The sequence below is a fragment of the Nocardioides sp. Soil774 genome (genome assembly GCF_001428125.1).
Lineage (GTDB): Bacteria > Actinomycetota > Actinomycetes > Propionibacteriales > Nocardioidaceae > Nocardioides.
Genome location: NZ_LMSM01000005.1, coordinates 252196 through 278170 on the forward strand (window position 1 = coordinate 252196; position 25975 = coordinate 278170).

Annotated in this window: 21 protein-coding genes; 7 read left to right on the plus strand and 14 right to left on the minus strand. The window is 72.0% G+C overall.

All coding sequences use genetic code 11. The features are described from left to right. Positions 1-53 precede the first annotated feature (53 nt). The gene (locus tag ASG76_RS04125; protein ID WP_056601008.1) at positions 54-1016 is read left to right on the plus strand and encodes an RNA polymerase sigma factor RpoD/SigA; all 963 of its coding nucleotides are present in this window, start codon (positions 54-56) and stop codon (positions 1014-1016) included. A gap of 109 nt (positions 1017-1125) precedes the next feature. Here the strand turns inward: ASG76_RS04125 and ASG76_RS04130 are convergent, their stop codons facing one another. From ASG76_RS04130 to ASG76_RS04145, 4 genes are all read right to left on the minus strand, one after another. Continuing rightward, positions 1126-2427 carry a glycoside hydrolase family 3 protein gene (locus ASG76_RS04130; protein WP_056600477.1) on the minus strand — a complete coding sequence of 434 codons (1302 nt, stop codon included), beginning with the start codon at positions 2425-2427 and terminating at the stop codon, positions 1126-1128. A gap of 41 nt (positions 2428-2468) precedes the next feature. Beyond that, complete coding sequence (gene coaE / locus ASG76_RS04135; protein ID WP_056600479.1) at positions 2469-3065, minus strand: dephospho-CoA kinase; 597 nt, start codon at positions 3063-3065, stop codon at positions 2469-2471. Then, positions 3062-4348: an aminotransferase class I/II-fold pyridoxal phosphate-dependent enzyme gene (locus tag ASG76_RS04140; protein WP_200948056.1), complete on the minus strand. Its 1287-nt coding sequence runs from the start codon at positions 4346-4348 to the stop codon at positions 3062-3064. Before ASG76_RS04140 ends, coaE begins: the two co-directional genes overlap by 4 nt. 72 nt (positions 4349-4420) lie before the next feature. Continuing rightward, positions 4421-5371, minus strand: coding sequence for a GlxA family transcriptional regulator (locus tag ASG76_RS04145; RefSeq protein WP_056600483.1), 951 nt, complete (start codon positions 5369-5371; stop codon positions 4421-4423). Between the two features lie 93 nt (positions 5372-5464). On the opposite strand from ASG76_RS04145, the gene ASG76_RS18990 reads away from it, so the two are divergent. After that, complete coding sequence (locus tag ASG76_RS18990) at positions 5465-5623, plus strand: hypothetical protein (RefSeq protein ID WP_157558932.1); 159 nt, start codon at positions 5465-5467, stop codon at positions 5621-5623. A 66-nt stretch (positions 5624-5689) separates the two neighbouring features. Then, complete coding sequence (locus ASG76_RS04150; protein ID WP_056600485.1) at positions 5690-6955, plus strand: class I adenylate-forming enzyme family protein; 1266 nt, start codon at positions 5690-5692, stop codon at positions 6953-6955. 7 nt (positions 6956-6962) lie between these two features. On the opposite strand, the gene ASG76_RS04155 is transcribed toward ASG76_RS04150, so the two are convergent. The 3 genes from ASG76_RS04155 to ASG76_RS04165 form a co-directional block, all read right to left on the minus strand. Next, a complete protein-coding gene (locus ASG76_RS04155; RefSeq protein ID WP_056600490.1) occupies positions 6963-7832 on the minus strand; it encodes a patatin-like phospholipase family protein in 870 nt (289 codons plus the stop codon). Between the two features lie 98 nt (positions 7833-7930). Beyond that, the gene (gene rpsA, locus ASG76_RS04160; protein ID WP_056600492.1) at positions 7931-9412 is read right to left on the minus strand and encodes a 30S ribosomal protein S1; all 1482 of its coding nucleotides are present in this window, start codon (positions 9410-9412) and stop codon (positions 7931-7933) included. 229 nt (positions 9413-9641) lie between these two features. Then, positions 9642-10532: a phosphotransferase family protein gene (locus tag ASG76_RS04165; RefSeq protein WP_235529398.1), complete on the minus strand. Its 891-nt coding sequence runs from the start codon at positions 10530-10532 to the stop codon at positions 9642-9644. Positions 10533-10616: 84 nt separating this feature from the next. Between ASG76_RS04165 and ASG76_RS04170 the strand changes: the two genes are divergently transcribed. Further along, a complete protein-coding gene (locus tag ASG76_RS04170; protein WP_056600494.1) occupies positions 10617-11438 on the plus strand; it encodes a class I SAM-dependent methyltransferase in 822 nt (273 codons plus the stop codon). Here ASG76_RS04170 and ASG76_RS04175 read toward each other — a convergent pair. The 4 genes from ASG76_RS04175 to ASG76_RS04190 are packed head-to-tail and all read right to left on the minus strand — an operon-like array spanning position 11373 to position 16675. Continuing rightward, positions 11373-13604 carry a transglutaminase domain-containing protein gene (locus ASG76_RS04175; RefSeq protein WP_056600495.1) on the minus strand — a complete coding sequence of 744 codons (2232 nt, stop codon included), beginning with the start codon at positions 13602-13604 and terminating at the stop codon, positions 11373-11375. The genes ASG76_RS04170 and ASG76_RS04175 overlap by 66 nt on opposite strands. Then, positions 13601-14806 (minus strand): DUF58 domain-containing protein, encoded by a 1206-nt coding sequence (locus ASG76_RS04180; RefSeq protein WP_056600497.1) that lies wholly within the window; start codon positions 14804-14806, stop codon positions 13601-13603. Before ASG76_RS04180 ends, ASG76_RS04175 begins: the two co-directional genes overlap by 4 nt. Next, positions 14803-15780, minus strand: a complete 978-nt coding sequence (locus tag ASG76_RS04185) for an AAA family ATPase (RefSeq protein WP_056600499.1) — start codon at positions 15778-15780, stop codon at positions 14803-14805. Before ASG76_RS04185 ends, ASG76_RS04180 begins: the two co-directional genes overlap by 4 nt. Before the next feature lie 4 nt (positions 15781-15784). After that, positions 15785-16675 carry a DUF3068 domain-containing protein gene (locus ASG76_RS04190; RefSeq protein WP_056600501.1) on the minus strand — a complete coding sequence of 297 codons (891 nt, stop codon included), beginning with the start codon at positions 16673-16675 and terminating at the stop codon, positions 15785-15787. A gap of 278 nt (positions 16676-16953) precedes the next feature. On the opposite strand from ASG76_RS04190, the gene ASG76_RS19235 reads away from it, so the two are divergent. Then, complete coding sequence (locus ASG76_RS19235) at positions 16954-18681, plus strand: hypothetical protein (protein ID WP_056600503.1); 1728 nt, start codon at positions 16954-16956, stop codon at positions 18679-18681. Next, positions 18678-19862: an acyltransferase family protein gene (locus ASG76_RS18675; RefSeq protein WP_162254073.1), complete on the plus strand. Its 1185-nt coding sequence runs from the start codon at positions 18678-18680 to the stop codon at positions 19860-19862. Before ASG76_RS19235 ends, ASG76_RS18675 begins: the two co-directional genes overlap by 4 nt. Here the strand turns inward: ASG76_RS18675 and ASG76_RS04200 are convergent. Next, positions 19760-23836 carry a DUF3367 domain-containing protein gene (locus ASG76_RS04200; RefSeq protein ID WP_056600505.1) on the minus strand — a complete coding sequence of 1359 codons (4077 nt, stop codon included), beginning with the start codon at positions 23834-23836 and terminating at the stop codon, positions 19760-19762. The two genes, ASG76_RS18675 and ASG76_RS04200, sit on opposite strands and share 103 nt — an antisense overlap. Beyond that, a complete protein-coding gene (locus tag ASG76_RS04205; protein ID WP_235529399.1) occupies positions 23833-24573 on the minus strand; it encodes a class I SAM-dependent methyltransferase in 741 nt (246 codons plus the stop codon). The genes ASG76_RS04200 and ASG76_RS04205 overlap by 4 nt, the downstream gene beginning before the upstream one ends. 46 nt (positions 24574-24619) lie before the next feature. Here ASG76_RS04205 and ASG76_RS04210 point away from each other — a divergent pair, with 46 nt between their 5' ends. Further along, on the plus strand, positions 24620-25777 hold the full coding sequence (locus ASG76_RS04210; protein WP_056600508.1) for a glycosyltransferase family 4 protein: 1158 nt from the start codon (positions 24620-24622) through the stop codon (positions 25775-25777). 37 nt (positions 25778-25814) lie between these two features. On the opposite strand, the gene ASG76_RS18995 is transcribed toward ASG76_RS04210, so the two are convergent. Further along, positions 25815-25973, minus strand: coding sequence for a hypothetical protein (locus tag ASG76_RS18995; RefSeq protein WP_157558934.1), 159 nt, complete (start codon positions 25971-25973; stop codon positions 25815-25817). Between the last annotated feature and the right edge of the window lie 2 nt (positions 25974-25975).

Genomic DNA, 25975 nt, shown 5'->3' on the forward strand with positions numbered 1-25975 from the left:
CGTTGGATCAGATGTGCGACACGGGGTGGTCGCACGAGGAGCAGGAGGACGACATGAGCACTGCACAGGCCAAGCGCACCACCACGACTCGTGAGATCGAGGGCCGCGACAGCGTCGGGCTCTACCTCGACGAGATCGCTCGCACCCCGCTCCTCGACGCCGAGACCGAGGTCGAGCTGTCCAAGACCATCGAGGCCGGGCTCATGGCCCAGCACCTCCTCGACACCGGCCGGATCGGCCGGCGCAAGGGCGGCGCGCCGATGAGTGCCAGCGAGGAGGAGCTCGAGTGGCTCGCCGAGCAGGGGCGCCTCGCCGTCGACCGGTTCATCGAGGCCAACCTGCGCCTGGTGGTCTCGATCGCCCGCAAGTACGGCCGCTCCCAGATGCCCATGCTGGACCTGATCCAGGAGGGCAACACCGGCCTCATCCGCGCGGTCGAGAAGTTCGACTACACCAAGGGCTACAAGTTCTCCACGTACGCCACGTGGTGGGTCCGCCAGGCCATCACCCGCGGCATCGCGCAGCAGGCCCGCGTCGTGCGCCTCCCCGTCCACGTCGTGGAGGAGCTCAACCAGGTCGGCAGCGCCCGCCGCACGCTCGAGCGCCAGCTGGGCCGCGACCCCGAGCCGCAGGAGATCGCCACCGAGCTCGGCATGGACCTCGACCGGGTGCTCGACCTGATGAGCTGGGGTCGCGACCACGTCTCGCTCGACACCCCCGTCGACGAGGACGGCGACACCTCGCTGGGTGACCTGATGGCGCAGGAGACGGCCCCCGGCCCGGACCTGAACTTCCTCGACGCCGAGGCCCGTCAGCGCCTGGAGGACCTTGTCGGGATCCTCGACGAGCGCTCCGCCGACATCGTCCGGGCGCGCTACGGCCTGGCCGACGGACGCCAGCACAAGCTCGCCGACATCGGTGCCCGCCACGGCATCTCCGCCGAGCGGGTGCGACAGCTCGAGCGCGAGGCCCTGCAAAAGCTCCGCCGGGCCGGCGACCCCGACCTCGCCGCCTGACAGCACGCACCTGGCTGCGTTGTCGGCGCTCGAAGACCCGCTCCGCTCAAAGGTCGACTTCGCCCCTCCGCCTTGCCAGGCAAGCACTCTCAGGCTGCGAGACGCTTGATCAGTACGCCGCGGACAGCAGGTCCGCGCTCGCGGCCCGTGCCCGGTCGACCACGTCGACGGGCACGGGCCGCTGCGCTGCCACCCGTGCCTGCCACACCTGCAGCGCGACCACGCGGGCCGCGGCCTCCTCGACGCGCTCGCGCGACACCTCGCCCGACTCGATCGCGTCGACCACGATCTGGTGGGTGGTGGCGGTGTCGACCGGCATGAGCAGCAGGTCGGCACCTGCCTCCAGCGCCTGGAGCGCGGGAGTCGGGCGGCCGCCCACCGCGCCCATGCCGAGCGAGTCGGTGATCGTGACGCCCTCGAAGCCGAGCTCGTCGCGCAGCAGGTCGTAGACCTCCGGCGCCATGCTCGCCGGCACGTCGGGCGCGATCGAGGTGAGGTCGAGGTGGCTCATCATCACCGCGGGCGCGTGGTGGGCGATCCCCGACTCGAACGGCGGGAGGTCGTGCGCCTCGATCTCGGCCAGGGTGGAGTCGACGACCGGCAGCGCGTCGTGGCTGTCGGTCGTCGCGGTGCCGTGGCCGGGAAAGTGCTTGATGGTGGAGACGATGCCGGCGTCGTCGTAGCCCTTGACGGCCGCGCCGACGGCCTGTGCGGCGACCTTCGGGTCCTCCGAGGGCGAGCGGGCGCCGATCGTCGGGTCGGCGGCACCGATGGTCACGTCGGCGACCGGGGCGAAGACCCAGGTGAAGCCGAGACCCCGCAGCTCCAGGCCGGTGGTCAGGGCGGCCGCGCGGGTGACCCGGCGCCCCAGGCGTGCGTCTGCCTGGATGGCGAGACCTGCCGACTGGAAGTGCGGGAAGTCCGTGGCGATGCCGCGCAGGTGCGAGACGTAGCCGCCCTCCTGGTCCACGCCGATCACCGGCGGGAAGTCACGGCCGTCCTCGCGCGCGGCCTGTGCCAGCGCCGTCGTCATGGCCCGCACCTGGGCCTCGTCGACGACGTTGTCGCTGGTGACCGAGACCCCGGCGAGGTGCAGGTCGCGCACCATGGCCGCGGGCTCCTCGGGGTCGGTGCCGTGGAAGCGCCCGACGATCACACCACCGGCGAGCTGCTCGGGGGTCCAGGTGCTCACCAGCTCGCGGGCCGCGTCGAGCTCACCCAGCGTCGGTCCCCACGAGGTCGGGGTGTCGGGGTCCTGCGCCTGCTCGGTGACCGACGGGGACGCAGACGTGGGCCGACTGCTCGACGACGGCTCCGGGCCGGCCTGCTCCGACGTGGACGTCAGGCCGCACCCGCTCACCAGCAGTGCGGCTGCCGCGATCGAGGCGAGGCGGGGGCGGGTCAGGAGCACGCGGGGGAGGTTACCGGCCGCACCCCGGCAATCGGGAAACCTCAGGCGCGGGCGGCGAGCTCGGCGTGGACCTCGGTGACACGGCGCCGCAGGTCGTCGAGCGTGCCGGTGTTGTCGACGACGTACGTCGCGAGTGCGAGCCGGTCCGCACGGCTGGCCTGGGCGGCGATCCTGGCCTCGGCTTCGGCGCGCGACCAGCCCCGCTCACGCTCCATCCGGTCGACCTGCACCTCGACCGGGGCGTCCACGACGACGACGGCGTCGAACGAGCCGGCCCGGCCCACCTCGGCGAGGAGCGGAATGTCGTGCACCACGACCGCGTCGGGCGCCGCCTCGGCCTCGAGCTCGGCGCTGCGCCGGTGCACGAGCGGGTGGATGATCGCCTCCAGCCGCCGGCGCGCCCCGGGGTCGGCGAACACCAGGGCCCCCATCGCCGGACGGTCGAGCTCGCCGTCGGGGCCGAGGACGTCATCGCCGAACTCGGCCACGACGGCGTCGAGACCGGGGGTGCCCTTCGCCACGACCTCCCGGGCCAGCGCGTCGGCGTCGATGACGACCGCGCCCAGCTCGGCGAGGATGGACGAGACGGAGCTCTTGCCGGAGGCGATGCCCCCGGTGAGCCCGACCCGGACCGTCACCGGTCCCGGCCGGCGGCGTGCTCGGCCGCGGCGAGCAGGACGCACGTGGCGACGCCCTCCATGGCTGCGGTGACCTCGGCGAGCGGCGGCATGGTCGGCGCGAGGCGGATGTTGGTGTCGTCGGGGTCCTGCTTGTAGGGGAACGACGAGCCGGCCGGGGTCAGCGCGATGCCGGCCTCCTTGGCGAGCGCGACGACCCGCGACGCGGTGCCGGGCACGACGTCGAGGTTGACGAAGTAGCCGCCGGTGGGGGTGTTCCAGGTCGCCACGCCACGCCCGCCGAGCCGCTCGGCGAGCACCCGGTCGACCTCCGCGAACTTGGGCGCGATGATCTCGCGGTGCTTGACCATGTGGTCGCGCACGCCCTGGGCCGACCCGAAGAGCTCGAGGTGGCGCAGGTGGTTGACCTTGTCGGGGCCGATGGAGCCGTTGCCGAGGTGCTGGAGGTACCACGCGACGTTCTCCCGCGAGGCCGCCAGGAAGGCCACGCCCGCGCCGGCGTAGGTGATCTTCGAGGTCGAGGCGAACATGATCGGCCGGTGCGGGTGACCAGCCGCCGAGGCCAGGGTGAGGATGTCGGCGCTCTTCGCCTCGTCCTCGGTGAGGTGGTGCAGCGCGTAGGCGTTGTCCCAGAAGATCTTGAAGTCGGCCGCGGCCGTCGGCATGGCCGCGAGCCGGGCCGCCACCTCCTGGCTGCAGATCGCGCCCGAGGGGTTGGCGTACGTCGGCACGATCCACATGCCCTTGATGGTCGGGTCGTCGGCCACGAGCGCCGCCACGGCCTCAGCGTCGGGGCCGTCGTCGTGCATCGGCACGGTGACCATCTCGATGCCGAGGCTCTCGAGCAGGGTGAAGTGGCGGTCGTAGCCCGGCACGGGGCACACGAAGCGCACCGTCTCCTCACGGCTCCAGGGCCGCTCGGAGTCCACGGCGCCGAAGAGCAGCAGGTCGACCAGGCAGTCGCGCATGATCGTCAGGCTCGAGTTGCCGCCCGCAACGACCTGCTCGGGCTCGACCCACAGCAGCTCGGCGAAGATCTCGCGCAGCTCGCGCAGGCCCTCGAGCCCGCCGTAGTTGCGCACATCGACGCCCGCGGCGTCGCGGGTGGACGTCGGCAGGCGCAGCAGGTCGTCGGAGAGGTCGAGCTGCTCGGACGAGGGCTTGCCGCGCGTCAGGTCCAGCTTGAGCCCGCGGGCCTTCAGATCCTCGTAGGCGGCGCGCTGCTCCTCCAGCAGGGCGGCGAGGTCGTCGGCGGACAGGTCGGCCAGCGCAGTCGCGTTCACGCGCACAAGGCTACCGAGGCACGTCGTACGACCTCAGGGGTGGAGCCACGGAGCGGGACGGGCCGCCCGGGCTCAGGCAGGCGTGCGGAACGTACGCCGGTACTCCTGGGGGCTGACCCCGCGCGAGCGCCCGAAGTGGTGGCGCAGGGTCGCGGCGTTGCCGAAGCCGACCTCGGAGGCCACCCAGTCGATGGAGTGGTCGGTCTGCTCGAGCAGCTCCTCGGCCGCGCGCACCCGCTCGCCGAGGATCCAGCTGTAGGGCGTGGTGCCCGTCTCCTCCTTGAAGCGCCGGGCGAAGGTGCGCGCCGACATGTGCACCTGCCGGGCGAGGGTCTCGACGTCGAGCTCCTCGTCGAGGTGCTCGCTGATCCATGCCAGCAGGGGCGCCAGGGCGTCGGACTCGCAGACCGGCACCGGGCGGGTGATGAACTGTGCCTGTCCGCCGTCGCGGTGCGGCGGGACGACCATGCGGCGCGCCGTGGTCGCGGCGACCTTCGCGCCGAACTGCTGGCGCATCACGTGCAGCGCGGCGTCGAGGGCGGCCGCCGACCCGGCCCCCGTCACGATCGAGCCGTCCTGGACGTAGAGCACGTCGCGGTCGACGATCGCGTCGGGGTAGCGCTCGGCCAGCTCCGCGGCGTAGCGCCAGTGGGTCGTGCAGCGCCGTCCGTCCAGGAGCCCGGCCTCACCGAGCATGAAGGTGGCCGAGCAGTGCGCGAAGAGCATGGCTCCCCGCGCATGGGCCTGGCGGAGCAGCTCGGAGACCTCGGGCGAGGACCCGCGGTGGTCGCTCTTCGGCGCCAGGCAGATCAGGTCGGCGTCGGCGGCTGCGTCGAGGCCGTGCTCGACGACCAGGTCGAAGCCCGCCCGGGTGGTCAGCCGGCCGGGACGAGGGGTGACGACGGTGAAGTCGAAGACCGGGTTGTCGTCCTCGGGGTGGTAGGGCTCGGCCCACACCTCGCACAACGCTCCCAGCCCGAACGGCTCCGGCTGGTCCTGCACCACGACGGCGACCTTCTGCATGCGATCAGTCTGGACCCGCGGTGGCAGTAAATCAACTAACCCTGTCGTTCCTGCCACTGGTGGCAGGAAGACGATGAGCGCAGACTTGCTGCCATGACCGCATTCCTGTTGATCCTGACCCTCGCGGCACTCGCCGCACTGCTGGTCAGCTATGTCCGCCACGACCGCTTCGCCGGCCCCGCCGCCACCTCCCACCTGCTCGACGACCTCGGCCCCGTCGAGGCGCGCCAGCACCTGGTCCCCCGCCGCTGATCCAGCCGTCGAGGCCGCTCCGGACCCGGCGCCGTCGGCCCGACGCGACCCCGGCACAATGCCCGCATGGTCGACACGGCGCTCGGTGAGGGGTCGCGGGTCGCGCTCCTCGTCCCCGGCTCGGAGTCGTACGTCGACCTGGTGCTGGCCCTGCTCGCCGAGGGCGTCTTCCCCGTCCCGCTCGACCCCGCCCTCACCCATGCCGAGCGGGATCGCATCCTCGCCCCGATCGCACCCGACCTGGTGCTCACCGCACCCGAGCAGGTCGACGTGCTGCTCGCCCGCCTGCCCGGCGCCGGGGGACGACTCCCCCGCGGCCGCCCGATCCATTGCACCAGCGGCACCACCGGCACACCGAAGGGCGTCTGGTCGGGACTGCTGGACCAGACCGATGCGGCGGCGCTGGTGGCCGAGGAGCGTGACCTGTGGGGCTTCGCCCACGACGACGTCAACCTCGTGCTGAGCCCCCTGCACCACTCAGCGCCTCTGCGCTTCGCGATGGGCACGCTCCTCGCCGGCGGCCGCATCGTGGTGCCGGGCAGGTTCGACCCCGCCGCCGTCACGCGGGCCATCGTCCGCGACCGCCCGACGACGATGTTCTGCGTGCCCACCCACCTGCGGCGTCTCTTCGCGCACTGGGACGAGGTCGGGGTCCCCGACCTGTCGTCGTTCCGGCTCGTCGCGCACGCAGGCGCGCCGTGCCCGCCGGCGACCAAGAGGCGCCTGCTCGAGCTCTTCCCCGACGGGTCGACGTGGGAGTTCTACGGCTCCACCGAGGGCCAGTTCACCGCGTGCCGCTCGGAGGACTGGCTGGCCCACCCCGGCACGGTCGGCCGCGCCCGACCGGGTCGCGTGCTCACCACCGACGACGAGGGCCGGATCTGGTGCGCGGTGCCACCCCACGCCCGCTTCACCTACCTCGGCGCCCCCGAGCAGACGGCAGCCGCGTGGCGCGACACCCCGGCGGGCCCCGCGTTCACGGTCGGCGACGTCGGTCGCATCGACGCGGGCGGGTGGGTGCACCTCGACGGACGGCGCACCGACCTCATCATCTCCGGCGGCGTCAACGTCTACCCCCTCGAGGTCGAGAACGCCCTGCGCGAGCACGCGGGGGTGGACGACGTCGCGGTGTTCGGGGTGGCCGACGAGGAGTGGGGCCAGCGCGTGTGCGCCGCGGTGGTCGGCACGGCGCGCCCGGACGACCTGCGGGCCCACGCCCGCGAGGTGCTCGCCCCCGCGAAGCGCCCCAAGGACTACGTGCGGCTCGACGCACTGCCGATGACGGCCACCGGCAAGGTACGCCGCGACGTGCTGGCCGAGCACTGGGCCTGACGTCGACTCAGACGCCCCACACGTGGCGCAGCTCGTCGACGAGGTCGCGCGACTGGCGCAGCCCCGCCTCGGCCGCGACCTTGCGCTTGGCGGGGTCGAGCAGGTTGCGCCCGAACGCAGCGAGCGCGTCGGCGTCCGGGGTGACGACCGACCACTCCCGCGGGCCCACCTTCTCCAGCTGCGCACGGATCGAGGTCCTCCGGCTGAACGAGCGCGGCAGCGGGGCGAGCACCACCACACGGTCCGCGTCGCCGACCACGTCGACGTTGGCCGTGGAGCGCATGCCGCCGTCCATGTAGGTGCGTCCGCCGATCTCGACCGGAGGCCACACCGTGGGCACCGCACAGCTTGCCGCCACGGCGCTCACGAGGTCGACGTCGGAGTCGGCCGTGAAGACGGTGAACTCCCCGCTCTCGGCGTCGACCGCGGTGATCCGCAGGTCGCGGTCGGGCCAGCCGTGGACGGGCAGCCGCGAGCGGATCACGCCCTCCCGGTCGACGCTCCCGGGCCGGTGTGCGGCGTGGGCCACCCGGCCGACCCGGGCCAGCTTGTCGCGCCCGCTGCCGGGCAGCAGGTAGGGCGGGGCCAGCTTGAGTGCGGCGATGCGCGAGAGCCGGCCGCCGAGCTCGGCGTCGGGAGGTGCGAGCTGCGCGGCGTAGAGGTCGGCGAGCGGCACGTCGTTGGTCACCTGCGCACCGACCACCGAGCCGGCCGAGGTGCCGACGACGACGTCGGCGTCACTCAGGTCGACCCCGGCCTCGGCCACGCCGGCCAGGATGCCGAGCTCCCACGCGATGCCCGTGATGCCGCCGCCACCGAGCACCAGCGCGGTCCTGCCCCGGCCCGGCTCGTCTGCCTGCTCTGCCTCGTCTGCCATGCGCCAGTTCTACCCGAGTCGCCCCCGCACGACGAACGGCCCGCCGGGAGTCCCGGCGGGCCGTACGTGTGAGTGCGTCAGATCAGCGGGTCAGGCGATCAGGCCTGGCCACCGGTCAGCTTCTCGCGGAGCGCCTGCAGCGCCTCGTCGGAGGCGAGCGAGCCGCCGGTGTCGCCACCGGTCTCGGCCTCGGCGTCGCCACCGGAGCTGTACGACGTCGCCTCGCCGGCCTCGGCCTCGGCGACCTTGGCCTCGGCCTGCTGCTTGACGTGCTGCTCCCAGCGCGCGTGCGCCTTGGCGTACTGGTCCTCCCAGACCGCACGCTGCTCGTCGAAGCCCTCGAGCCACTCGCCCGTCTCGGGGTCGAAGCCCTCGGGGTAGACGTAGTTGCCCTGCTCGTCGTAGGTCGCGGTCATGCCGTAGAGCGTGGGGTCGAACTCCTCCACGTCGGCGGCGGCAGCGGTCTCGTTGGCCTGCTTGAGCGACAGCGAGATGCGGCGACGCTCGAGGTCGATGTCGATGATCTTGACCATGACGTCGTCGTTGACCTGGACGACCTGCTCGGGGATCTCGACGTGACGCTCGGCGAGCTCGGAGATGTGCACCAGGCCCTCGATGCCCTCCTCGACGCGGACGAACGAACCGAAGGGCACCAGCTTGGTGACCTTGCCCGGGACGATCTGGCCGATCTGGTGGGTGCGGGCGAAGTGCTGCCACGGGTCCTCCTGGGTCGCCTTCAGCGACAGGGAGACACGCTCGCGGTCCATGTCGACGTCGAGGACCTCGACGGTGACCTCGTCGCCCACGGCGACGACCTCGGACGGGTGGTCGATGTGCTTCCACGACAGCTCGGAGACGTGCACGAGGCCGTCGACGCCGCCGAGGTCCACGAACGCACCGAAGTTGACGATCGAGGACACGACACCCTTGCGGATCTGGCCCTTCTGGAGCTGGGCGAGGAAGCCGTGGCGGACCTCGGACTGGGTCTGCTCGAGCCAGGCGCGACGCGACAGGACCACGTTGTTGCGGTTCTTGTCGAGCTCGATGATCTTCGCCTCGAGCGTCTGGCCGACGTAGGGCTGCAGGTCGCGGACGCGACGCATCTCCACCAGCGAGGCGGGCAGGAAGCCGCGCAGGCCGATGTCGAGGATGAGGCCGCCCTTGACGACCTCGATGACGGTGCCCTCGACGACGCCGTCCTCCTCCTTGACCTGCTCGATGGTGCCCCAGGCACGCTCGTACTGAGCACGCTTCTTGGACAGGATCAGACGGCCTTCCTTGTCCTCCTTCTGGAGGACCAGGGCCTCGACCTTGTCGCCCACGGAAACGACCTCGTTGGGGTCGACGTCGTGCTTGATGGACAGCTCGCGCGAGGGGATGACGCCCTCGGTCTTGTAGCCGATGTCGAGGAGGACCTCGTCACGGTCCACCTTGACGATGGTGCCGTCGACGATGTCACCGTCGTTGAAGTACTTGATGGTCGCGTCGATCGCCGCGAGGAAGTCCTCTTCGGACCCGATGTCGTTGATCGCCACCTGAGGGGCGTCGTAGTCCGGAAGAGTGGAGAGCGTGCTCGTCATATGGGAAGGAATTCCTTGGATGGATGGAGTCGTGCGGACGCGCGCAACCGTCTGTTTCACTGGGCCGCGACGGTGACGGGTCACTGACGAGGTCTCGGCGAGCCGGGGTTCGCTCGGTATGGAAGCCGGGCAGACGTCTGGCGCAACTCCCAAGACTACGCGTGCGCGGCACGCTGCGTCCAACCGGGGCGCACGCTCGTCCCACGCTCAGGGGACGTCCGCGCACGGCTCAGGTCGCGAAGGGCCAGGCGTGCAGGTCGCCGCTGTCGGCGACGGCCCTGAGCAGCCGCTCCGCGCGGTCGGCCACCGGGTTGTCGCCGGCGCGGGCCGCGAGGTCGACCAGCGCCCACAGGTCCGCGGCGCGGGCCCCGTCGAGCAGCTGCCGCTCGTCTCCCCCGCGCAGCGACGTCCAGGCACCCACGACGCCCGAGACATAGGCCGGGTGGCGCTCGAAGCGCACCAGGTTGCCCACGTCGGTCCACGGGTGCCCGGCGTGGGCGAACTCCCAGTCGAGCACCGCGGTGAGACCCAGCGTGTCGGGGTCGACCAGCACGTTCTTGGGGTTGAGGTCGCCGTGCACCAGGCACGCGCGACCCACCGCGTCCAGCACGGCCTGCGCCGGCTCGGCGACCTCCGCGAGCCGCGCGCGGGCGGTGGCCTCCCACCGGGTCAGGCGGGACTCCACCCACTCCGGCAGCCCGGCGCCGGGGAGGTCACCGAGCGTGAGCTCGGCGTCGACGAACAGCCCGGGCCGCAGCCACGGCATGCCGGCGAGCGTGGCGGCCGTCGTGCCCATGGCGCGGCCCAGGCGCTCCATCCCGGCAGCATCGAGGCCCGGGAGCACCAGGTCGCCGCGCACGCCCGGCATCCAGCTCGTCACGAGCAGCCCGGGCCGACCGGACGCCTGGTGCTCGCGCACCAGCTCCACGACCTCGGGCACCGGCACCAGTCCCCGCACCAGGTGCAGCACCGCGCGGTCGACCTCCGGGGCCGTCGCGCCACGCCCGTCACCCGGCGGATAGATGCGTACGACGGTGCGCTCGCCACCCGCCTCGCCCACGAACGTGCGGCCGGAGTGGCCACCCGCCAAGGGCGTCACGGAGGACCGCGGCTCGCTCACGCCACGCATGGTCGCACAGGGGTCGGTGACCCGACCCGACCCGACTGGCGCACCGCCGCGCCGCACCGGCACTAGGCTCGTGACGTGGAGGATCACCTGCCCCAGTCGGTGCGCGTCGAGCGTCGTCCGGTCTCCGAGCGGGAGTCGCGCGACGCCAACGGCCCCGACTGGGACCGCTACGCCGACGAGTACCAGGCCACCCACGGCGCCTTCCTCGGCGACGCCGGCTTCGTCTGGGGCCCGGAGGGGCACACCGAGGACGACCTGCAGGTCCTCGGCGACGTGAGCGGCCTCGACGTCCTCGAGGTCGGCAGCGGCGCCGGCCAGTGCTCACGGTGGGTGGCGACTCACGGGGGCCGAGGTTTCGGGCTCGACCTGTCGCACCGGCAGCTCCAGCACTCGCTGCGCCTCGACGAGGAGACCGGCGTGGCCGTGCCGTCCGTGCGCGCGACCGCGACCGACCTGCCGTTCGCCGACGCGAGCTTCGACGTCGTCTTCTGCTCCTTCGGCGCGCTCCAGTTCGTCAGCGAGATCGAGCGGGCCGTGAAGGAGGTCGCCCGGGTGCTGCGTCCGGGTGGCCGGTTCGCCTTCTCCGTGACGCACCCGACCCGGTGGATGTTCCCCGACGACCCGGGCGAGGCCGGGCTCACCGCGACCCAGTCCTACTGGGACCGCACGCCCTACGTCGAGGTCGACGGCGCGACCGGGGTCGTCGCCTACGTCGAGCACCACCGCACGCTGGGTGACTGGGTGCGCCTGCTGGCGGGCAACGGCTTCACCCTGAGCGACCTCGTCGAGCCCGAGTGGCCCGCGGGGCACGACCGGGTGTGGGGCGGTTGGTCACGCGTTCGCGGTGTGCTGACCCCGGGGACGGCGATCTTCGTGTCGCACTTCGCCGTTCGCTGAGGCTGCGCGCCCACGCGCCCACCCCGCCAGCAGCGACGCCGGGTTGACGTGCGCCCACAGCCGACGGCGTACGCCGACCTCGTCGAGGAGGGCGCGCCGCTGCTGCTGGCAGTCGGCCCAGAAGTCGCGACCCGCGTCGGCCGGCTGCGGCACGGGGGCGAACACGGCCGCGTCGGCGCGACGGGCGAGCTCGAGCGGCGCGCCGAGGCGCCTGGCCTGGGCCACCCGGCTCCACCCGTCGGGGACGGGCGTGCCCCGGTCCCGGGCAGCGTCGAGGACCTCCTGCCAGGCGTTGACGTAGACCCCGGACCACCCACCTGCGGTCCGGCGACGGCGCCGCCGGAGCACCTTGGCGGCCGCGACGAGCAGGCACCCGAGCAGCACGAGGCCGGTGAGCACACCTGCGGCGAGGCCCGTGACCGCCCAGACCGGGAGCGACCGGCCGGTGCCCGCGTCGGGGTCCCAGTCCGACGGCTGGATCTCGCGGTCGCCGCCGCGAGCCGCGTCGTCCAGCTGCTCGCGCACGAAGCTCGCCGCGTCGGGCAGCCGCGCGGGCGCCGTGCCCTCGGCCGCCACGTGCGACCCGACGTAGCGCTCGGGGTCCAGGGTGCGCCACGAGCCGTCCGCGAACTGCAGCTCGACCCACGAGGTGATGTCGCCGTAGTCGACCAGGCCTCGCGGACCCGGCGCGGCCCCGTTGACCACGCGCGCAGCCACGCCCAGGCGGGAGGCGGCCAGCGCCATGAGCGCGCTGTACTGGAACTGCGAGCCGGTGAGGCTCCGGGCCGCGAGCATGCGCTCGCCGAGCATGGCCGGTGACTGGTCGAACGCCTCGGTCTCGCGCACCGTGCCGTTGACGCGCAGGTAGCGCGCGAGCAGCAGCACCCGCTCGAGGGGCAGCAGCTCGTCGCGGTCGAAGGGGCGCAGGTAGGGGTCGAGGAAGGCCCCGTCGGGCTGGCGCTGCGCGTCGGTGGGCTCGCGCGTCGCGTCGCGCCGGTTGACGCTGTCGTCGCCCACCACCGACTCGAAGGCGTACTGGTCGCGCACGTCGACCCCGCCCACCACCAGCGCGCTGGAGGTGGCCTGGTTGTAGCGCACGTCCGTGACGTCGGTGCGGCCCGGGTTCCAGTCCATGTGGAGCGCGGTGAGCTCACCGAGCATGGGCAGCCAGTCGCTGGAGTAACCGGGGCGGAACTGCACGCGCACCACCACCGTGGTGCCCGGGTGCAGCGGAGCGACCTCGCTGCCGATCCGCTTGAACGTGCCGTAGCCGCCCGAGCCCGGGGACTCCTCGGCCGCGACCCACGCGTGCCCGTCGTAGAGGTCGAGCGCAGCGATGCGCAACCGCTGCCCGTCCGGGACACCGGAGGCCTTGAACAGCCTGAGGTCGTCGCGCCCGCTGCCCGGCGGCAGCATGGACGCCGCGGCGTCGGCCACGAGCGGGCTGTTGCCCTCCCCCCGCAGCAGGACCCGGTCCGACACGTCGTCGTCGGGCACCACCAGCACCGCCAGCGCGGACATCGCGACCACCGTCAGGACCGCAGTGGTCGCGGCTGCCCCCGACCCGCGGGTGCCGCCCACGCGCGTCTCGGTGCGGCGCGCCCGGGCCGCGGACCAGACCAGCACGAGCCCCGCGACCATGACCCCCCGCGGCACCAGCAGCGTCGGCACCAGGACGCCCAGCGGGATCGTGGCCGCCAGCGCCACCACGAGCGGCGCGGCAGGAGCGAGGGGGCGCGAGGTGGACAGCGCCAGCCAGGCCGCCGGGAACACGGCGAGGAAGGAGATCACGTAGGGCACCAGCATCACCGACCCGCTCGGGTCGACGGGCGGCACGGTGCTGACGAGGGTGACCGGGGCGTGGACGGTGTCCGCGAGCGCCCGGCTGACCGTGTCGAACGTCGGGACCAGGAAGGGTCCCGGCTCGCGCAGCGCGACCAGCGCGCCCAGGGGCGCGAACAGCAGCACCGCCGCCAGGGAGTACCACCAGCCTCCCTCGTGGAAGCGGCGGGCGACCAGGGCCATGGCGACGAGCAGCACGGCCGGCACCAGGCCGGTGACGAGATAGGTGCGGTCCGCGAAGGTGTCGTCGAAGAGCGACAGGACCGCGGTCATCAGCACCAGCACCGCGCCCACGTCGGCGACGTCGCTCCGCGCCCGGTTCACCGCATCCCCCGCGCCATGAGGTCCGGCAGCCGGGCCAGGTCGGGCACGGTGAGCTCGCGGAGCAGGCCGCTGTCGCGCACTGCGGCCTCGCCCCTGCTGTCGGCACGCACCACGATCCAGTCGGTCCCCCGCCCGAACAGCGCGGCTGCGGCGTCGAGGCTGACCAGCTCGCGCGCGGGGCCGGTGACCTGCACGACGAGTCCGGTGCCGGTGATCGAGTCAGCCGCCGCGGCGGCATCGGCGAGGCCGTCGTCGTGGGCGACCGCGGTGAAGCGGCAGGCGGCATCGGTCATCGCGACCGCGTCACGCCCCTGCGCGAGGTGCGGGCCGCACCTCAGGTAGGTGTCGAAGTCGTCGCGCACCGCACGCAGCGCGATGGAGGTGGCCAGGGAGGTCGCGAGCTCGAAGTCACGCGGCCTGGCGTACGACGACAGCGCCGGGTCGAGCAGGACGGTGACGTGCCCGCGCCGGCTCTCGTGGTACTGCCGCACCAGCAGCTGGCCGGCCTTGGCCGACGAACGCCAGTGCACGTGGCGGAGGTCGTCGCCGGGGACGTACTCGCGGAGCGCGTGGAAGGCCAGGTCGCTCATCGACAGCTGCTGGCTGGTGGCGCCGTCGAGGTCGTTGGTCAGTCCCCCGGCGAAGACGGGGAGGTCGATCACCCGCGGGGCCACGAGCAGCTCGAGTGCACTGCCGGTCTCGATGCGTCGGCGGACCAGGCCGACCGGGTCGGTCTTCTCGTAGGTGACCGGGCCGACCGCATGCGCCCCGCGAGCCAGGGCAGGGAGCGCGACGTCCTCGCGGAGGAAGGAGAAGGGGCCCAGGAATGGCAGTCGCAGCTGCACGCCGCGATCGCCGACCGGGACCACCACGCGGGGGGACAGCATGGGCGTGGCGCCGGAGTGCACCTCGAGCACCGCTCCGGGAGGTGGGGCCCCCTCGACCGTGCGCTGCTGGCGCAGCGTGAGGACGCCGACGGGAGCGCCCGGGAGGACCTGCCAGACGACCGCGATGACGAGCAGGCCGAGCGCGACGGCGGCGAGCTGCGAGAACTCCTGCCAGTGGAAGCGTACGGCGAGCGCTGCCGCGACGAGCCCGACGACGACGACCCCTCGTCCCAGCGGGGTGAGCATCCGCAGGACGCTCGCCGGGCGGGCGAGCCGTGCGCCGAGGACGGCCGGGTGCCTGACCCGCTCGCTCACGCGCGGTCGCGGGGAACGGGCACCTGCTCCAGCAGCCGGTCGACCACGTCGTCCGCCGTCGTGCCGCCGTACATCGCTCCCGACGCCATCAGGAGCCGGTGCCGCAGGACGGGGTGCGCCAGCGTGGCGACGTCCTCGGGCACGACGTGCCCGCGTCGCTCGGCCAGCGCCCATGCCTTGGCAGCGCGGATCCAGGCCAGGCACCCGCGCATCGACACGCCGATCCGGACGTCGGGCACCTCGCGGGAGGCCTCCGCGAGCCGGCGCACGTAGGAGATCACCGCGCGGTCGACGTGGACACCGTCGGCCAGGCGTGACATCTGCTCGATCTCGTGCGCGGAGACGACGGGCGCCAGGCCGGCCGCCCGGTCGCGCACCCGGGACTCCGCGAGGAGCGCCTCGGTGGACTCCGCGTCAGGGTGCCCGACGCTGGTGCGCATCAGGAAGCGGTCGAGCTGGGCCTCGGGCAGCTGGTAGGTGCCGGCCTGCTCGATCGGGTTCTGGGTCGCGATGACCATGAACGGCCGGCCCACCTCGTGGGTGCGGCCGTCGACGGTCACGTGGCCCTCCTCCATCACCTCGAGCAGCGCCGACTGGGTCTTCGGCGACGCCCGGTTGATCTCGTCGGCCAGCACCACGCTGTGGAAGATCGGCCCCGGGTGGAACGAGAACTCCCCGTGCGCCTGGTCGTAGACCGTCACGCCGGTCACGTCCGAAGGCAGCAGGTCCGGGGTGAACTGGATCCGGGCGAACGAGCAGTCCACCGACTTGGCCAGTGCTCGGGCGAGCATCGTCTTCCCGGTGCCGGGCAGGTCCTCGAGCAGCAGGTGCCCGCCCGAGACCAGGCACGTCAGGCCGAGCCGGACGACGTGGTTCTTGCCCAGCACGGCCGTCTCGACGTTGTGCACCACGCGCTCGAACGTGTCGGCGTACCACCGGACGTCGTCGGCGAGGAGCGTTGCGACCTCAGTCATGCACTTAGGCGGACGCCTCGCGGCGACGGGCGGAGACGAAGAGGAAGATGCCCGCCAGCAGCGCGATCGCACCACCGATGAAGCCGACCAGCGGGAGCGTGGTGGTGAGCAGGCCGAGCAGCTTGCCGTTGTCCTTGGCGTCCGCGGCGTTGGCCGACACCTGGTCGTCGGTGAAGGCGAGCTGCATGTCGAGCAGCGTGGAGCCGTCCTCGAGCTCGCGCACCTCGTGCTGGGTCTGCTTGATGATCGCGCCCGTGGTGGGGTCGATCCACAGCGTCTTGTCCTGCGAGTACACGCCGTCGATGCCGGCCACGACCTCGGCCGGGGCGTCCTCGATGAGCACGTGGTACTTGTAGGTCTCGAGGCCGTCGATCGACTCGCTGCCGTCGTAGGTGGCGTCCACGGCCTCGCCGAGCATGCCGTCCCAGTAGGTGTAGTCCTTCTTCTGAGCGTCGAAGGGCCACTTGTTGATCAGGCCCGACTTCTCCTCCGCGCTCGGGGGGAGGTACTTCGCGTCGTTGACGGCCTCCGCCGTGTGCCGGTCGGTGGCAAAGACGTCGCTGCTGGCGCTGACCAGGCGGTCGTCGCTCTCGTCCACGCAGGACGGGACGTCGCCCTCGTCCACCACCAGGCACACCGTGTTGACGAACACGATCACGTCACCGTCGGAGAGCTCGGCATCAGCCTTGGTGACGCTCGTGGCCCGGACGTCCAGCGTCTCGACGTCGCCGGTCGCCGGGTTGAGCTTGTCGGCGACGCCGGCCAGGTTCGTCACGGAGTCGGTGTCGAGAGGGGTCTTCTTGACAGCGTCACCGCCCCACACCACGACCACGAGCGCGGCGACCAACAGGAACGAACCAAGGCCGAGCAGCAGCCCAGCGATGATCTTGCGCACAGGAACCCTCCCAAAGGATCAGTGAAGTCGGGGCAGGCTACCAGCAAGTAGGCGCCCGTGGCGTCGGAATGAGCCGGGTGCCTGTTGCGGCGGCCGAGCCGGTCATCGAGGACCGTCGCGGCCCTTCGTCGGGGCGCGTCGGGATGCCCGCACCCGGCTCTCCCCCGTGGCATGATTCGCGGCCGAGGTGAGGACGAGTGAATCGACAAGACGGGACGCGCGCGCAGCGTGTCCGACCGACGACTGCATGGGTCGTCCCCGCTGCCGTCGTCCTGCTGATGGTCCAGCTCGCCTTCCGCGCTTGGGCGGCGTGGTCGAGCTGGTACTCCACCGACGACCTTGGCTTTCTTCGTGAGTCGGACAGGGGGTCGCAGTGGTCCTACCTGATGGAGCCCTACAACGGCCACCTCATGCCGGGCGGCAAGCTGGTGTACTGGGCGATCGGCTCCGTCGGCGCCGCCCAGTGGTGGCCGGCCGTGGTGTTCCTGGTGATCGGGCAAGCCGTCGCCAGCACGGCGTGCTTGTGGATGCTCGTCACCCTGTTCGAACGGCGCTGGGCGATCGTGCCTCCCTTCGCGATGTACCTCTTCCTGTCCCTCTCAATGCCGGCGTACGTCTGGCTGGTCGCAGCGACGCAGCAGCTGCCTCTCCAGATCGTCCTGAGCCTGGGAGTCGGGTCCTGGGTCCGATACTTGCGAGGAGAGGGGCGTAGATGGCTGCTAGCGACGCTGACCGCCCTCGCAGTCGGCATGGTCTTCCGGGAGAAAGTCATGCTGGTGCTGCCGATCCTGCTCTTTCTGTCCCTCTTCTACTTCACCGAGGGTGGGATCCGTCGCCGGCTCAGCGGACTGCGCCGCCAGGCAGTGGGGATGCTCCTGATCGTGGCGCTCGGTGCGGTCTACGTCGTCACCTACCTGGATCGGGTTCCCAGTCAGGCCTCCCCCGTCACCCCGCGGGTTGCAGGCGAGCTCGCTGGCACCCTGCTCGGGTCCACGTTGGTCGCTGGGCTCGTGGGCGGCCCGTGGCAGTGGCGCACCACGTCGTCGACGAATTCCTTCGCGAACCCACCTGAGTGGGCGGTCGGTGCGGCGTGGCTCGTGTCCGGCGTGGTGATCCTCTACATCCTGCTGCGCCGCCGTAGGTCCTGGCCCGCCCTCCTGCTCTTCTCCGGGTACGTCGCGGGCACCTACCTTCTCGTGCTGTCGGCCCGGGGATCTGACTTCGGCGCGAGCCTGGGCGTCGACACCCGCTATCTCTCCGACATCCCGATCGTCCTATGCCTGTGCCTCGCCCTAGCGACCGCACGCCTCCCCGGCGCACCCGGGAGCTCGAAGGTTCGCGAGTCCGAGCTGGTGGCCCAAGCGCCGGTCTGGCTCGTCGCTGCCCTGCTCGGTTCCTTGGTCATCGGGGGCGTCGCCAGTTCTGTCGCGTACGTGCGCCCATGGCACTCCAGCGCAGCGCACGACTTCTTCGACCGATTCGATCGGGAGCTGGCAGCCCGTGGGGAAGTGGATCTCGCCGACCGTGTCCTGCCCGAACCCGTCATGTCGCACTTCTTCGCCCCGAGCAACACCCTCTCGTTCCTGGCACCTCTGTCGACGGGCGGTGCCCGCTTTCCGGACTCGTCCAGCTCACTCTTCGTCGTTGACGATGACGGGGCGCTCCGTCCCGCGAAGATCGAGAGGGTGCTCGCCGCGCGCACCGGCGACGTCGCGGGATGCGGGTGGAGGGTGGCGGAGGATGGCGCGTCCGTTCCCCTCGCCTCCCGAGCCCCCGACGACCGCTGGTGGGTGCGGATCGCCTACCTGGCGACGGCCCCGACGACCGCGACCGTCACACTGGGCGACACCTCCTTCGAGGTATCACTGCGATCGGGGCTGAACGACCTGTTCCTCCGCGTCGAGGACACGTTCGACTCGGTGCGCATCGACGGCCTCGAGCCCGGCGTCACCGTCTGCGTCGACACGATCGAGGTCGGCCACACCCACGCGGGAGATCCGACATGAGCAACGACAAGACCCCCGCCGTCGACTTCCCCGCCCTGGACGTGCTCCGCCTCGTTGGCGCCCTGGCCGTGCTGACGACGCATGTGGCCTTCCAGACCGGAGAATACTTCCGGCACGGTGTGCTGGGGACGCTGCTGGCGCGCATGGACGTCGGCGTCGCCGTGTTCTTCGTCCTGTCCGGCTTCCTGCTCTCGCGCCCGTGGTGGGTCAGCGGCGAGCAGCGGACCTCGCCTCCCGCGGTCGGCCGCTACGCGCTCAAGCGGCTGCTCCGGATCTGGCCCGTCTACGTCCTCACCGCATGTGTGGCCCTCGCCGTCGTGCCGGGCAACGAGGGCTCCGGCGTGGGCGACTGGGTCAGCACCGCAGTGCTCCTCGACACCTACGTCGACGACACCCTCCCCTACGGACTGACGCAGATGTGGAGCCTCTCGGTGGAGGTGGCCTTCTACGTCACGATGCCGCTCATGATGTGGATCGCCACCCGCCGCTCGAGGGTCCGCGCCGACGTGGTCCTGCTGGTCGGGCTGGTCCTGCTGAGCGTGCTGTGGATCGTCACCGTGGCACCCGCGATCGATGACGCTCGCGACTGGGCGCCAGGGCTGTGGCTTCCCGGCTACCTGTCGTGGTTCGCAGCAGGCATGTGGCTGGCCAGGACACACGTCCGGCAGGCAGCACGCCGGGGTCGTACGCCATGGATCGTCACCCTTGGACGGCAGCCGGGGGCGTGCTGGACGGCGGCACTGGGTTTGGTTCTTCTTGCGTCGACGCCGGTGGCCGGGCCCGTGACGCTCGAGCCGGGCACGACGGGAGAGTCCGTGACCAAGATGCTCGTCTACGCAGCGATCGGGCTGGTCGTCGTCGCCGCCGGTGTCTGGTCACCCTCCGCGGGCCTGTTCCGGCGTACGGCGTCCCTGCGGGTGCTGCGACACCTGGGGCACGTGTCGTACTCGATCTTCTGCACCCACCTGATCGTGCTGGCACTGCTCCAGGAAGGCATCGACTACGAGCTCTTCTCGGGTCGCTTCGGGTGGATGTGGGTGGTGACCCTGGGGCTGACGCTTGCCGTGAGCGAGCTGGCCTACTGGCTCGTCGAACGCCCGGGCATGTCCTTGGCACGCCGCGGGAAGCGCACCGACAACGCCCAGCACGCGACGGCGGAGACCGTGAGCACGACGAAGTAGTGGGGCCACGCCGAACGACCGGCCCACGACGCCGACTGCCAGGGTTCCAGCGCGTAGGCGAGCACCGCCGGGGTGAGGAAGAGGGCGACCCCCCATCCTTCCCACGACGGTCGGAGCCATCGCACGAGTGCGGCCACGGCGAACCCGACCACACCCGCGGCCAGGCCGCCCCACCCTGCGACCAGGAGCACCAGGACGCCGCACGCCCCGAACGTCACACCCGTCCACCGCGTCGACTCCGGCGCTGCAGGCAGCTCCGGAGCCCGCGTCCGGCGGAACCGGACGATCCCGATCAGGAGCAGACCCAGCGCCACGAGGCCCGAGAGCAGCCCCGCGCGGTAGACCGAGTCCGGGGCGAAGGTCTCCTCGAACGCCGGAACGCCGGCGGTGCGCCACCCCTGGCGCCAGCCGTCGAACACCTGGGCCTCGAGCCTCGTCGCCCCTGCTTCGGCCACCCAGCCGGGGTTGGCGTTCTCACGCATGGCAACGTAGTCGGTCGACACGTCCTCCACCGAGCGCGTCTCTGGCCCCGCAGTCGTCTCCAGGGGGCCCGCCGACTCGCGCGCGGCTGAGCCGAGGACCAACCGCTCGGGGACGAACGCGTCGGAGTCCCGCAGCGCCACGGTGTTCTGGCCCTCGCTCATCTGCACGGTCGTCGAGCCGCACAGCCGCGCCGGGACCGCGTCGCCGTCGAGGAGCTCGCGGGGGCTGGCAGTGACCGAGGTCCGCTGCACCCGACCATCGACGACGAGAGCCGGGCCTGACCCGCACCCGAGGTCGGACCGGCGGGTGGACGGGTTGAGCGGAAGGTAGGGAACGCCGGAGACGAGCATCTCGCTGATGCCCACCGGCACGGCGGATGCGGAGCCGTCGAAGTCGAAGTCGCTCACTGGTTCGGCCTCGAGCACCTGCAAGGTCAGGCGATCGGTCCGGATCGGGGGGAAGGATGCGGCGCCGTCCTCGTCGAGCTCGACCGTCCGCCTGCCTCCGGGCCACGTCATGAGCAACGACTCCGGTCTGCGTGCGGCGGTGCGCTGGTCGACCGACAGGGCCAGACCACGCACCTGCTGACGCGCGAGGAAGCCCAGCTCGATCGTGGGCCTGATGTCGTCGACCGGAGCCAGCCACGTCGTACCTGGATCTCCGTCCACCGCCGCAACTGCCGATGCGCGGGGGTCCGACAGCGCCGTCGACGACACGCTGATCGCGACGGCCTGACCCGCCTGGACCAGCTCGGACAGGGCGGGGCCGCCCCTGGGTCGCACCGTGAGCGCGGCGTCGAGCCCCTGCGCGCCGGGCAGGGTCACCACGCGGGTGAAACCACGAGGCTCCTCGGGCGAACCCACCAGGGCCGGTCGGCACCGGACGTCGCCGTCGACCTCGGCGCAGCCGGACCTGGCGTCCCCCAGCCGGCGGAGCAGGATCGCGTCAGGAGCCCCCCAGTCCGCCGGGATCTCCGGGAGCACGAGCTCCCTCCGGACCCGGGCTCGCCCGACCTCCACCTCGGCGAGGTCCAGCTGGTTGCTCTCCCTGCCGGACACGTCCTCGACCGTCAGCTGCGTCAGCGTCGCTGGCCCTGTGACCCGGCGGGTCTCGCCAGGCCTGAACTCCAGGTCCGGGCTGCGCCAGTCCCCCGCGCGCAACCGGAGCTGCTCGTTGCCGCTCGACGTGCCGAGGGTGACGGCCAGCTCGGTGGCCTCGACCGGCCGCCCGAACTCCACACGCCAGGCCTGTCGATCGCGTTGCAGGGGCGCCGAGACCCACGACGTCGACGGATCACCGTCGATGGCGGCGTAGGGCAGGCTGCCCGGCCGGGCTCCCCCCGAGGTCGCCGCACCGGCGGCCGAGGAGGTGGCGCTGACGCGGGAGGCGCCGCGCAATCGTGCCCGGGTGGTCCAGCGGTCGTGGTCCGGGAGGCGGTAGTCCAGCACCCGGGCCCTCAGCGAGGGTTCAGCGCCGTCACCCAGCGTCGCAGAGACGGCATCGGTGAGTCGCCCGAAGTTGCGTTCGGCGTCGCGGAGACCGTCGGTGAGGATCAGCGGCCCCTCTGGACGACTCCCGTCGAGAACGTCGGGAGCCAGGACGGTGGCGCCGCTGCCGATGAGACCGGCATCCTCGACGTCCAGGAGGTCCTCGGGGCCTCCGACCACCGTCGGCGGCGCATCAGCGGCAGATGCGCGACCCACCGGGTCAGGGACCTCGTAGATCTCGATCGCGGGGTAGGACGACTGCCACCCTCCGCTCACCAGAGCGCGTGCCAGGTCGCCGACGATGAAGGGCGCGCCACCGATGTCGGGGCCGAAGTCGGCCACCCGCCGCAGGCCAGGTGTGTCCGCGATCGCTTGGTGCACCAGCACGGGGTCCGTCACCGCCTTCGACCGGACGAGGTCGTTGCGCACGACGAGGTGCGTGATGCCGGCCCGTGCCAGGTAGTTGGCGAACCCCGGTCCGCCCTCGCCGTGCGACAGCTGCTGTTCGATCCGGTCGAGCATGCGGATATTGCCGGCGGGCACTAGGGGCACCGCGTTGCGGACCGCCCACGGCGAGGACGCCAACGCCTGCATCGGCTCGTCGCGGGGCTCACCCCACACGTAGGTCGCGAAGGACGATCCGGGCACGAGGAGCGCAATCCCGTCCTCAGCGGAGCGACCGAGGAAGGCGGCCGCCTCGCTCCAGTACCCCGGGACGTCCTCGAACCCCTTCTCGTCGGCGGTGACCCTCCCCAGCGTGAACGGAGAAGTCGTCACCGCCACCGCCAGGACGCACACCGCGGCGAGCACCCGGGACGAGACGGGGTCGTGGGCCCGCACCTCGCCCCTGGCGCTCGCACGCACCCGCGACACCAGCTCGTCGACGGCGAACGCGAGGCCGACCACGAGCGGCAGACGGATGACGGGGTCGAACTTGTGGACGTTGCGCAGCGGCGCGAGTGCGGTGTCGAGCAGGTCGTTGATCTCGGCAGCCAGGAGACCGCGCGGGGCACCGAGGTGCCCCATGGTCACCAGGAACAGTCCGGTCAACACCCCGATCAGCAGGAACCGTCGGTGCGCCACGCGGCGCAGGGCGATCCCCCCAAGACCCACGCACAGCAGGATCCCGCCGTTGAGGATGAGGTGGAACTGCGTCAACAAGTCCTCACCCGCGGGCGACTGGGGGTCCACGTAGGGCACCCAGTCCGACGTCCCACGCAGGGCGTCGAAAACGGTCGTGGGGAACGTCGTGACGGTCGCGGACTCGATGAAGTCGAGGAAGGCCGGGCTGTAGGCCCCCAGCGTGAAGAGCGGGACCAACCACCAGAGCGTGCCCAGCAGCACCAGTGCGGGCCACCACAGCAGCATCGAGCGACGGCGCGGTCCGCCGCTGCGGGTCAGCAGCCAGATCACTCCGAGAGGCAGGACGGTGAAGGTCGCAGCGGCGTTGACCCCACCGACCATGGCCACCGCGAGCGCGGACAGTGCGGCGGCACGTCGGGGCGAGCCGCGCTCGGCTCCCACCACCAGCGGCAGCAACACCCACGGCACCAGAGCCATCGGCCAGACCTCGATCGAGCTCGGCCCGATCACCGTGAGCATGCGCGGGGAGAGCGCATAGGCGAGGCCGCCCAGGACGCAGGCGAGGTCCGAGCGCACGCCGAGCGCGCATGACACGCGCGCCGCCCCCGTGAAGGCGACGCAGAGCACCAGCGCCATCCAGAGACGCTGGGCGATCCAGCCGGGCACGTCGAGCAGGTGGCCCAGCGCGAAGAACGGGCCCATCGGCCACAGGTAGCCATAGGCCTGGTTCTGCAGCTGTCCGAAGGCTCCCTCGCCGTCCCACAGGTGGGCCGCGCGGGCCATGAAGTCGAGCGGGGCGATCGCGAGGTCGATCTTGGTGTCCGGCACGATCAGCCCCGGCGACTGGGTCATGGCCAGACCGGTCAGCAGCACGCAAGCTGCGACCAGGCGCCAGCGGAACCGTGGACCGTCGTGGGTCACCTCTTCCTCAGCACGAGCACGAGGTTCCACGTCACCACCTCTCGCAGCACGGGCACGCGCAGCAGCCACCGGCTCCACGACGGGTTGTAGCGAGGGACGAGGTGCACGACGTCCGCGACCTGCTGCGTCCTGGCCCAACCCAGCCCGTCGGCGACCGTCACGGCGAAGAGGGACTCACCGAACTTGTTCTTCGGCTCGTGCCCGTGCCGGGCGGCGTACGCCCGCCGCGCGCGACGGCCGCCCAGGTAGTGCCGCGGCGACGTCTCGTGGCCGCCCCACGGACCGAACCAGGTCGTGTAGCTGATGAAGACGAGCCCGCCCGGTCGCGTGACGCGGACCATCTCCTCCGCCATCAGCCACGGGTCGGGCACGTGCTCGAGCACGTTGGAGGAGTAGCAGACGTCGACCGACCCGGTGCCGAACGGCAGCTGCATCCCGCTGCCGATGACCGTGCGACGGTCGATCGACCCCGCACCGGCCAGCTCGCCGACGTCGGCGTCCAGGGCCACGTAGGTGGCGCCCTTGGACTCGAACGCGTCGCGGAAGTAACCCGGGCCACCGCCCACGTCGAGCATCAGCTGTCCGGAGAGGTCGTGGTAGCTCGCGAGCTGCTGGGCGGAGTCGAGCGCCAGTGCGGTGTAGAACCGCGCGGGGTCCGACTGCTCGTGGCCGAACTCCCGGAACAGGTGCAGCGACCGAGAGAGGTCGGCGCGCCACGGTCGGTTCCTCGTCAGCACCCGCAGACCTTAACCGACAAGTGACCCGGCGGTAGGGTTCTGGCCGATGACCGACCACAACGACCTCGCGGGGCGTCACATCGCCTTCTTCAGCTGGCGCGACACCCACAATCCCGAGGGCGGCGGCGCCGAGCGCTACCTCGAGAAGATGGCGCAGGGCCTCGTCGAGAGAGGCGCCCAGGTCACCGTCTTCTGCGCGGCCCACGCCGCCGCTCCTCCGGACGAGACCGTCGACGGCATCCGCTTCGTGCGCCGGGGATCCAAGCTCACCGTCTACCAGGAGGGGTTCGCGGCGCTGGCCCGCGGCCGGCTCGGGCACGTCGACCTCGTGGTCGACGTCCAGAACGGGCTCCCGTTCTTCACCCGGGCGGCCACCAGGGTACCCGTGGTCGTCCTGGTGCACCACGTCCACCGTGAGCAGTGGCCCGTCGTCTACCCCGGGCTGGTCGGCAAGGTCGGCTGGGGCATCGAGCACCGCGTGGCGCCCCGGCTCTACCGCTCGTGCCAGTACGTCGCCGTGTCCCGCGCCACCCGCGACGAGCTCGTCCCCCTCGGGGTCGACCGCCGCCGGATCGCCGTGGTGCACAACGGGACCGACCCCGTGGTCTCCACCTCGGCCGGGAAGTCGGCCCATCCCTCGATCGCGGTGGTGGGCCGCCTCGTGCCGCACAAGCAGGTCGAGCACGCCATCGACGCGGCGCTCTCGCTGCGGGCCGAGCACCCCGACCTGCGCCTGCACGTCGTGGGCAGCGGGTGGTGGGAGGCCGAGCTGCACCGCTACGCCGCCGAGCGCGACGCGGGCGACACCGTGGTCTTCGAGGGCCACGTCGACGAGCAGCGCAAGCACGAGGTCTACGAGCGGGCGTGGGCTCTCGCGCTCCCCTCCCTCAAGGAGGGGTGGGGACTCGTCGTCGGGGAGGCGGGCATGCACCGCACGCCGACGGTGGCCTACCGCTCAGCAGGCGGCACGCGCGAGTCGATCGCCGACGGCACGTCGGGCCTGCTGGTCAACCGGCCTGCCGAGCTCACCACGGCGCTCGGCGACATCATCGACGACGCCGCCCTGCGGCAGCGGCTCGGTGACGGCGCACTCATGATGAGCCACAGGTTCACCTGGACGCACGCGCAGGAGTCGTTCGCCCACGTCCTCGCAGCGGCCCTGCGAGGTGAGCGGGTGGACGCGCAGGATCCTGAGGAGGTCTGATTGCCTCGGGCCGGCCGTCAGGGATGACCGGCAGACGTCACTCGGCCGTGATGCCGTAGTTGAAGTCGGGAGACTGGATGTTGCCGGGAGACTGCTCGGGAGCGCTCGTCTGGCTGGTCACGACGCCCATCAGGGTGGCCACAGCCAGTCCTCCGCCCACGATGCAGCTGACGATCGGTGCGACGATTGATCCCATGG